Origin of the sequence: Bifidobacterium saguinibicoloris (genome assembly GCF_019331725.1) — a bacterium.
Classification (GTDB): domain Bacteria; phylum Actinomycetota; class Actinomycetes; order Actinomycetales; family Bifidobacteriaceae; genus Bifidobacterium; species Bifidobacterium saguinibicoloris.
The window spans coordinates 1-1385 of the sequence record NZ_JAHBBF010000033.1; the positions used below are offsets into that span (position 1 = coordinate 1).

General features: G+C 69.2%; 1 protein-coding gene. It reads right to left on the reverse strand.

The features are described from left to right. Positions 1–74 precede the first annotated feature (74 nt). Positions 75–1385, reverse strand: a 1311-nt coding sequence (locus KIH78_RS10490) for a glycosyltransferase family 8 protein (RefSeq protein WP_219132303.1), incomplete at its 5' end; no start/stop codon positions are given.

Genomic DNA, 1385 nt, shown 5'->3' on the forward strand with positions numbered 1-1385 from the left:
GTGCGGGGTGCGTGGGTGCGTGCGGGTGCCGGTCCGTCCGCCGCACGCGTACCCGGCCGCGCCCGACGCGTCGCCTACTGCTTGCCCTGGATACGACGGGCGATCACCTTGATCGCCTCGCGCTGACGGGAGCCAAGCGGCGCCACCTTGTCCACGTACCTGCGGACCGGACTGTCCTCCGCGATCGCACGCTCGTGGAACACGGCGCGCTTCGGCTTCGCCACGTCCGCCAGCATCGCCATCACCTGCAGCGAGAACGGCGTCAGACGGGCGTAGCTCCAGTACAGCGGGCCGAAATCGCACCACGGATTCGTCCACGGCTTGTCGTGGCCCGCATAATGCACGATCTTCGGCGCTTGACGCGCCTGCACATACCCGCGATACGCCTCCGCCGGCGCGAACCGGAAGATGCCATGCATGCGGCCGCCGCAGTCATGCAGCACGTTCCACGCGAACGGCAGATACGTCACGTCGCCCTCGCACTCCATGTTGAGCACGTCCTGATCGTGGTGGATGAACCGCGGGCTGCGCGCCAGGCGCAGCCACTCCGGCACCGTATGCAGCTCGCGCATGCGCTCCAGGTCCATCACCAGCACGCCGGTCTGGAAGTAGCCGAACGGGTCCCGCATGTGCAGGCGCGACTGCGGCCCCGACGCGTATGCGGCCGCCCGGCCGTCCTTCCGGTTCAGGTTTCCGAGGAAGTCTAGGTCCGGCACCGCGCCCACCGCGTGCCCCTCGAGGTCCGTGTCGTACAGTTCGGCCACGTCGCCGTTGACCACGACGTCGCAGTCCAGGTACAGCACCTTCGTGTAGAAGGGCAGCGCGTCCTGGATGACGAAGCGGTAGCAGGTCTCCGCGGCGAGACGATGGTCCGCGGCCAGCGATTCGGACGTGAAGGGCGATGCCGTCGCCGCGACGGCGTGCCGCGCGGCGAGCGGGCCGACGGCGGGTGCGGCGGTGCCGTTGCGGCCGTCGGGTCCGCTAGGGTTGTCGGTCCGGCCGGTTTGGGTGGTTGGGCCGGTTGGGCCGGCGTAGTCGTCCTCGTCGGACAGGTGGTAGCTGGCGATGGCGCGGCCCACGTCGTAGAAGCGGATCGTGGCGTTCGGGAACCGTTCGAGGTCCGCGGCCAGCGTCCGCCGGTTCTCCTCCGTGATGTCGCGTTCCAGCACGATTACGTCGTAGTGGCGGTCCGGGTTGGCGTTGCGCAGCATCGACGTGACCGCCGTGGCCAGCACCGGCACGTAGTCGTCGTCCGCGGCGAAGATCACCGGTACCGTGAAGCGGGGGTTCGCGTCCAACGGCTCCAACGGCAGGAACGGTTCCGGATGGGCGAAACGCACGCACTGGAGGCGCTTGAGCTTCAGCGGGCGGGTGGTGGGGGTGGC